Below are 6,303 nucleotides of genomic sequence, written 5' to 3'. Positions count from 1 at the left end.
CTACGGGGTGAACGGCGGGGCACCGGTCAGGCGTGCGCTACCGGGAGCGCCCGGCCCTCGTGCCCGCCGTGCGGATCGCTCCGCGCAGCGGCCGGGCCCGGTCGCTCCACGGAGCGGCCGTTCCTGCTACTCCGCGGAGCGGAAGCGCGGGAAGGCGCCGCGGCCGGCGTACTCGGCGGCGTCGTCGAGGATCTCCTCGATGCGCAGCAGCTGGTTGTACTTGGCGACGCGCTCGGAGCGGGCCGGGGCACCGGTCTTGATCTGGCCGCAGTTGGTGGCGACGGCCAGGTCGGCGATGGTGACGTCCTCGGTCTCGCCGGAGCGGTGCGACATCATGCAGCGGTAGCCGTTGCGCTGGGCCAGCTCGACGGCGTCCAGGGTCTCGGTCAGCGAGCCGATCTGGTTCACCTTCACCAGCAGCGCGTTGGCGGTGCCGGTCTCGATGCCGCGGGCCAGGCGGGCCGGGTTGGTGACGAACAGGTCGTCGCCGACCAGCTGGACCTTGTCGCCCAGCTTGTCGGTCATGGCCTTCCAGCCGTCCCAGTCGGACTCGTCCAGCGGGTCCTCGATGGAGACCAGCGGGTAGGCGGCGACCAGCTCGGCGTAGTACTCGATGAGCTCGGCGGCGGTGAGGTCCTTGCCCTCGAACTGGTAGGCGCCGTCCTCGTAGAACTCGGAGGAGGCGACGTCCAGGGCCAGCGCGACGTCACGGCCGGGCACGTAGCCGGCCTTCTCGATGGCCTCGACGATGAGGTCCAGGGCCTCGCGGTTGGAGTCCAGGTTCGGGGCGAAGCCGCCCTCGTCACCCAGACCCGTGGACAGGCCGCGCTCCTTCAGCACGCCCTTGAGCGTGTGGTAGACCTCGACGCCCCAGCGGACGGCCTCGGAGAAGGACTCCGCGCCGATCGGGGCGATCATGAACTCCTGGATGTCGACGTTGGAGTCCGCGTGCGACCCACCGTTGAGGATGTTCATCATCGGGACCGGCAGGACGTGCGCGTTCGGGCCGCCCAGGTAGCGGAACAGCGGCAGGTCGCTGGCCTCGGAGGCGGCGTGCGCGACGGCCAGCGAGACGCCCAGGATGGCGTTGGCGCCGAGCGAGGACTTGTCCGGGGTGGCGTCCAGGTCCAGCATGGCCTGGTCGATCAGGCGCTGCTCGGTGGCGTCGTAGCCGACCAGCTCCGGGCCGATCTGCTCGATGACGGCCAGGACGGCCTTCTCGACGCCCTTGCCGAAGTAGCGGTTCTTGTCACCGTCACGCAGCTCCAGCGCCTCGAAGGCACCGGTGGAAGCACCCGACGGGACAGCGGCACGACCCGTGCTGCCGTCGTCGAGGCCGACCTCGACCTCGACCGTGGGGTTGCCGCGGGAGTCGAGGATCTCACGGGCTACGACGACATCGATGGACGGCACGAGGCATCTCCTTGCGGAAGCAGGGTCCGGTCTGACGGTGGTGCTGTCAGCAGGACGATTGCGGAGTCGTTACGACCAGAGCCTAACCGCCCGGGCTCCCGGGGCCACGTCCGCCTCGGTCCCGTCTCAGCGTGTGGCCCCACTACCCACCGGTAGTTCACCTGCTTGTCCCAGCTTGTCCCACCGGAGCGGGCGAATGCGGACGAAGGGGACCGGTAGGACCGGTCCCCTTCGGACGGCGGGGTGAGGCGGCGTCGGCGCCGGGCGCGGCGGGCGGGCCGGCGTCGAGCGAGCCGGCGTCGAGCGGGCCGGCGTCGAGCGGGCCGGCGTCGAGCGGGCCGGCTCAGCCGAGGTGCAGCACCTGGCCGGGCATGATCAGGTTCGGGTCGCCGCCGACCGTGCCGTGGTTCTGCTCGTACAGCGCGTGCCAGCCGCCGGACACGCCCTGGGCGGCGGCGATGGTCGACAGGGTGTCACCGGCGCGGACGGTGTAGTCGTGGCCGGTGGTCTGCGGGGCCGACTGCGCGGCCTGCGGGGCGTACTGCGGCTGGGCGGCGGCCTGGCCGGCGTACTGCTGGTAGACGCTCTGGTGGCTGGTCCAGTACCAGGCGCCGTTGCTCTGGTACCAGTACACCTTGGCGTCGGCGTCCCAGCCGGCCTTGCCGGAGAAGCCCGGGGTCTGCGGCTGCGCCTGCTGCTGCGGGGCGGCCTGCTGGACCGGCTGCGCGGCGGGCTTCGGGGTCTGCTTCTGGGCGGCGGGCTGCTGCGCGACCGGCTTCTCGGCCGGCTTGGCGGCGGGCTTCGGGGTCTGCTGCTTGGGGGCGGACTGCGGCTTGGCGTCCGAGGAGGTGTCGACCGCAGCCGGGGCGCCACCCTTGGTCAGACCGGCCTTCTGGGAGCAGACCGGCCAGGCGCCCGGGCCCTGCGAGGCCAGCACCTTCTCGGCGACCGAGATCTGCTGGGTCTTGCTGGCCTGGTTGGCCTGCGGCGCGTAGGCGGTGCCGCCGTACGCCTTCCAGGTGCTGGAGGTGAACTGGAGGCCGCCGTAGAAGCCGTTGCCGGTGTTGATGCTCCAGTTGCCACCGGCCTCGCACTGGGCGACGGCGTCCCAGGTGGAGGCGGGGGCGGCGGAGGCGCCGGTGGCGGTGAGGAGCGGCATCGCGAGTCCGACGCCGGCCACACCGGCGACGGCGATGGCCTTCTCGGCCTGGGTGCGACGACGGTGACGGCCAGTTCCAACGAACAGCATGAAGAGGTCCCTCTCCGCACGCCTGCGAGGTGAGCTGTCGGGTTCGGACCGGGAGGTGGCCCGGCCGCCGTACGCGGAAACGATTCCGCTCGGGCGGCTTCACCCCAAGCCGTGGGGAGACGGCAACAAACCTGGTTCCCCCGCCCCTGCCCAGGGTTCTGGTCGGTTTCCCGTGGCGCGGCGGGCAGGACTCGGCGTTCCGCGTACGAGGTCCGCAGCTGCGAACTCCAGGGAGAGTAGACAGATCATCAGACCAATCACAAGCTCATATCGTCGATATCACACAATAATTACGGCGCGTGTTCGATCGCCTACCAACGGCGGTGTTATGTCCGGATTGATGGGTGTTCACACCCCCGTCAGCAGGCGGTTCGCGACGTCCCGTCAGTGCGATCTCAGCACGTCGGAGGCGTGGCGGGAGTGTTCGGCGAGGCCTGCGGAGAGGCCTGCGAAGGAGCGTGCGGAGGGGTCCGCGGAGAGGCCTGCGGAGAGGCGTGCGGGGAACGGCTCTCCGGACTGAATTCCACCGGGAGTTCGCGCAGCCCACGCATGATCAGACCACCGCGCCACCGCAGGTCGTCCGCGTCTTCCGCGAGCCGGAGATCGGGCAGCCGGGAAAGCAGCGTGGTCAGCGCGGCACGACCCTCCAAGCGGGCGAGCGGAGCGCCGATGCAGTAGTGGATGCCGTGCCCGAAGCCCAGGTGGGGGTTGTCCGTCCGGGCCAGGTCCAGGGTGTTCTCGGCCGCGAACCGGGCCGGGTCGCGGTCCGCCGCGGCGAGCACCACCAGCACCGGGTCTCCGACCGGGATGTCCACCCCGCCGATGGCCAGCGGACGGGTCGCGAACCGCCAGGTCGCCATCTCCACCGGTCCGTCGTAGCGCAGGAGTTCCTCGATCCCGGTCTCCAGCAGCGCGCTCTCCCCGCGGGCCACCGACTCCTGCAGCAACCGGCGCTGCTCCGGATTGCGCAGCAGGGCGTACGTGCCGTTGCCGATCAGGTTCACGGTGGTCTCGAAACCCGCGAACAGGAGGATGAAGGCCATCGCCGCGGCCTCGTTCTCGGTCAGGTGCTCACCGTGGTCACTGGCCCGGATCAGGCCCGAGATCAGGTCGTCCCCGAGGTCCGCGCGCTTGCGGTGGATCAGCTCCAGCAGGTACGCCCGCATCCGCTTCACCGCCCGCCCCACGCCGCCGCGCCGGCCGCCGCCGTGGCCCGGCTTCGTGTGGCGCACCATCATCCCGGCCCAGTCCCGGAAGTCGTCCTGGTCCTCGGCCGGCACGCCCAGCATGTCGCAGATCGCGTAGATGGGGAGCGGGAAGGCGAACTCGTGGATCAGGTCCGCCGAACCGCGCTGCGCGAAGCCGTCGATCAGCCGGTCGGTGAGCTGCTGCACCCGCGGCTCGAACTCGGCCACCCGGCGCGGGGTGAACGCCTTCGACACCAGCCTGCGCAGCCGGGTGTGGTCCGGCGGGTCGATGTTCAGCAGGTGGGTCATCAGGTCCGCCTGCCGCTCCCCCGGGATGCCCACCCGGCCGGTGCGGTGCGCCTGCTCGCTGTGGTGCGCCGGGTTCTTCGACAGCCGGCTGTCCGCGAGCGCCTGCCGGGCGTCCGCGTACCGGGTCACCAGCCAGGCCTCCACCCCGCTCGGCAGCGTGGTGCGGTGCACCGGGGCGTGCTCGCGCAGCCAGGCGTAGGCGGGGTACGGGTCGGAGGCGAACTCCCAGGTGAACAGCTGCGGGGCGGTGGCGTCGGACGGCGTGGCGGCGGGCCGGGCGGAGTCGGGCTGAGCTGGCATGGACCGACCGTATCCGGTGCGACGGGCACGCCCGCTCCGGCGGGCCGCCGCTCCTCCCGCCGACGGTCCGCGGCCGTCCTGCCGATGCTCCGTGGACGGCCCATGGACGGCTCATGGACGGCCCGTTGACTGTCCGCGGACGGTCAATGGACAGCTCTTGGCCGACTCTTGGCCGCAGTGCGGGCGTGAGCCTGGTCACCTGCGGGGTAATCCCTGTTGCGGAGGGTCAGGACGTGCCTACGATCCTCCGCAGTACGCGTGGGCGCCGGTGCGGTGTCGCCCACAGGGAGGAGCAGGCCATGCGGGTCAGCGGGTCAGTCGTCGTCATCGCGGTCCTCGACGGCGGTTCGGGCGCGGGACTCGCCCGCCGGTTCGCCGCGGCCGGCGCCTCCGGAATGCTCATCGCCGACCAGTACGCCGGCATCGCCGAGGACCTCGCCGCCGAACTCGACCGGCCGGGCTGCCCCGTCGTCGGCGTCTGCGGCGACATCCGCCGCCCCAGCGACGTCGCCGCCCTCGTCGACACCGCCGAGAAGCACCTCGGACCGATCGACCTGTTCGCCGTGGCCGGCCCGGACGGCGAGCGGATCATCTCGCTGGCCGAGCTGCCCGACCACCTCGACCTGGAGCGGCTCGCCGAACTCGTCGTCCTCGTCGGCGAGGCCATCGGCGAACTCGTCCCGCCGCAGCGGTGCCCGGAGCACACCGCCACGGCGGCCTGAGCGCCTACTTCCCGTCGGGCTCCCCGGCCGAGTCCCCGTCGGGCTCTCCGTCGGGCTCTCCGTCGGGCTCTCCGTCCGGCTTGAGGCCTTCGGCCGCGCGCACCGCGTCCCGGTAACCGCGCGCGGCCGACCGCAGCGCCGCGTCCACGTCCACCCCGGCGTCGTGCGCCCGCTGCGCCACCGCGAGCAGCAGCCGGCCCGCCGAGTCGGCGGTCAGCTCGACCGGCAGCTCGTACGACTCGTCCGGCACCCCCGTGAAGCCGGCCCGGCGCACCCGGGACACCAGCTTCGCCGCGTACGCCAGCGCGGGCAGCCCGGCCGGCACGCCGTCCAGCACCGACTCGCGGTCCGCCTTCTCGGCCGCCTTCAGCTGCTCCCAGTTCGCCTCCACCTCGGCGGCGCCGCCGGCCTCGACGTCCCCGAACACGTGCGGGTGCCGGTACATCAGCTTCTCGACGATGTCCCCGGCCACGTCGTCGACGGTGAACGGCTCGGTCGGGTGCTCCTCGGCGATCCGGGAGTGGAAGAACACCTGCAGCAGGACGTCGCCCAACTCCTCGCGCAGCGCCTCCCGGTCCCCCTCCTCGATCGCCTCGACCAGCTCGTACGCCTCCTCGACCAGGTACTTCACCAGGCTCTCGTGCGTCTGCTCGGCGTCCCAGGGGCAGCCGCCCGGGGAGCGCAGCCGGTCCATCACCGTCACCAGGTCCAGCAGCCGCGACCCCGGCAGGTCGTACGAGCCGGGCAGCACCTCGATCTCCGGCACCTCGCCGGCGTGCTCCACCGCCAGTCTCGCCAGCGCGTCGGTCAGCCCCGGATCCCCGTCCGGACTGCCCAGCCACACCGTCGGCCCGGCCCCGGCGGGCTGCCCGGTCAGCAGCCGCGCCAACGCGGGCGCCGACCCGGCCGGCACGACCTCCACCACCACCCCGGCCTGCCGCACCGCCGCCACCTGCGGATGCCGCTCGTCCCCCACCAGCACCCGCCCCGCCGACCGCAACGCCTCCCACGCCGGCCACGCCAGCAGGCCGGGAGCCACCCGGTGGGTGGTGGTCAGCAGGATCAGCTTCGCGCCCGGAGTCTTCGTCGGCACAGCATTCGTCGTCACCCCCCGAACCTACCC

5 protein-coding genes and 1 riboswitch are annotated in these 6,303 nt (G+C 72.3%); of the genes, 1 reads left to right on the top strand and 4 read right to left on the bottom strand.

The features are described from left to right. Positions 1 to 126: 126 nt before the first annotated feature. The 3 genes from eno to ACIQOV_RS22250 form a co-directional block, all read right to left on the bottom strand. Entirely contained in the window at positions 127 to 1,413 is a 1,287-nt protein-coding gene (gene eno / locus ACIQOV_RS22260; RefSeq protein ID WP_359910003.1) for a phosphopyruvate hydratase, read from the bottom strand. Between the two features lie 343 nt (positions 1,414 to 1,756). After that, on the bottom strand, positions 1,757 to 2,662 hold the full coding sequence (locus ACIQOV_RS22255) for a transglycosylase family protein (protein ID WP_401050965.1): 906 nt from the start codon (positions 2,660 to 2,662) through the stop codon (positions 1,757 to 1,759). A 5-nt stretch (positions 2,663 to 2,667) separates the two neighbouring features. Next, a riboswitch (cyclic di-AMP (ydaO/yuaA leader) is annotated at positions 2,668 to 2,836 on the bottom strand. 221 nt (positions 2,837 to 3,057) lie between these two features. Then, positions 3,058 to 4,458, bottom strand: a complete 1,401-nt coding sequence (locus tag ACIQOV_RS22250; protein ID WP_401050963.1) for a cytochrome P450 — start codon at positions 4,456 to 4,458, stop codon at positions 3,058 to 3,060. 299 nt (positions 4,459 to 4,757) lie between these two features. Between ACIQOV_RS22250 and ACIQOV_RS22245 the strand changes: the two genes are divergently transcribed. Next, entirely contained in the window at positions 4,758 to 5,180 is a 423-nt protein-coding gene (locus ACIQOV_RS22245; RefSeq protein WP_380539390.1) for an SDR family NAD(P)-dependent oxidoreductase, read from the top strand. A gap of 4 nt (positions 5,181 to 5,184) precedes the next feature. Here the strand turns inward: ACIQOV_RS22245 and ACIQOV_RS22240 are convergent, their stop codons facing one another. Further along, positions 5,185 to 6,288 carry a MazG family protein gene (locus ACIQOV_RS22240; RefSeq protein WP_401050961.1) on the bottom strand — a complete coding sequence of 368 codons (1,104 nt, stop codon included), beginning with the start codon at positions 6,286 to 6,288 and terminating at the stop codon, positions 5,185 to 5,187. Between the last annotated feature and the right edge of the window lie 15 nt (positions 6,289 to 6,303).

This window comes from Kitasatospora sp. NPDC091257, from assembly GCF_044757675.1.
GTDB lineage: Bacteria > Actinomycetota > Actinomycetes > Streptomycetales > Streptomycetaceae > Kitasatospora > Kitasatospora lactacystinica.
This window is presented reverse-complemented; position numbering and strand designations above follow the sequence as displayed.

Bases quoted from the DNA above. Each gene is read 5' to 3' on its own strand.
- ACIQOV_RS22255 (WP_401050965.1), bottom strand. From the start codon at position 2,662: ATGCTGTTCGTTGGAACTGGCCGTCACCGTCGTCGCACCCAGGCCGAG.
- ACIQOV_RS22250 (WP_401050963.1), bottom strand. From the start codon at position 4,458: ATGCCAGCTCAGCCCGACTCCGCCCGGCCCGCCGCCACGCCGTCCGAC.
- ACIQOV_RS22245 (WP_380539390.1), top strand. From the start codon at position 4,758: ATGCGGGTCAGCGGGTCAGTCGTCGTCATCGCGGTCCTCGACGGCGGT.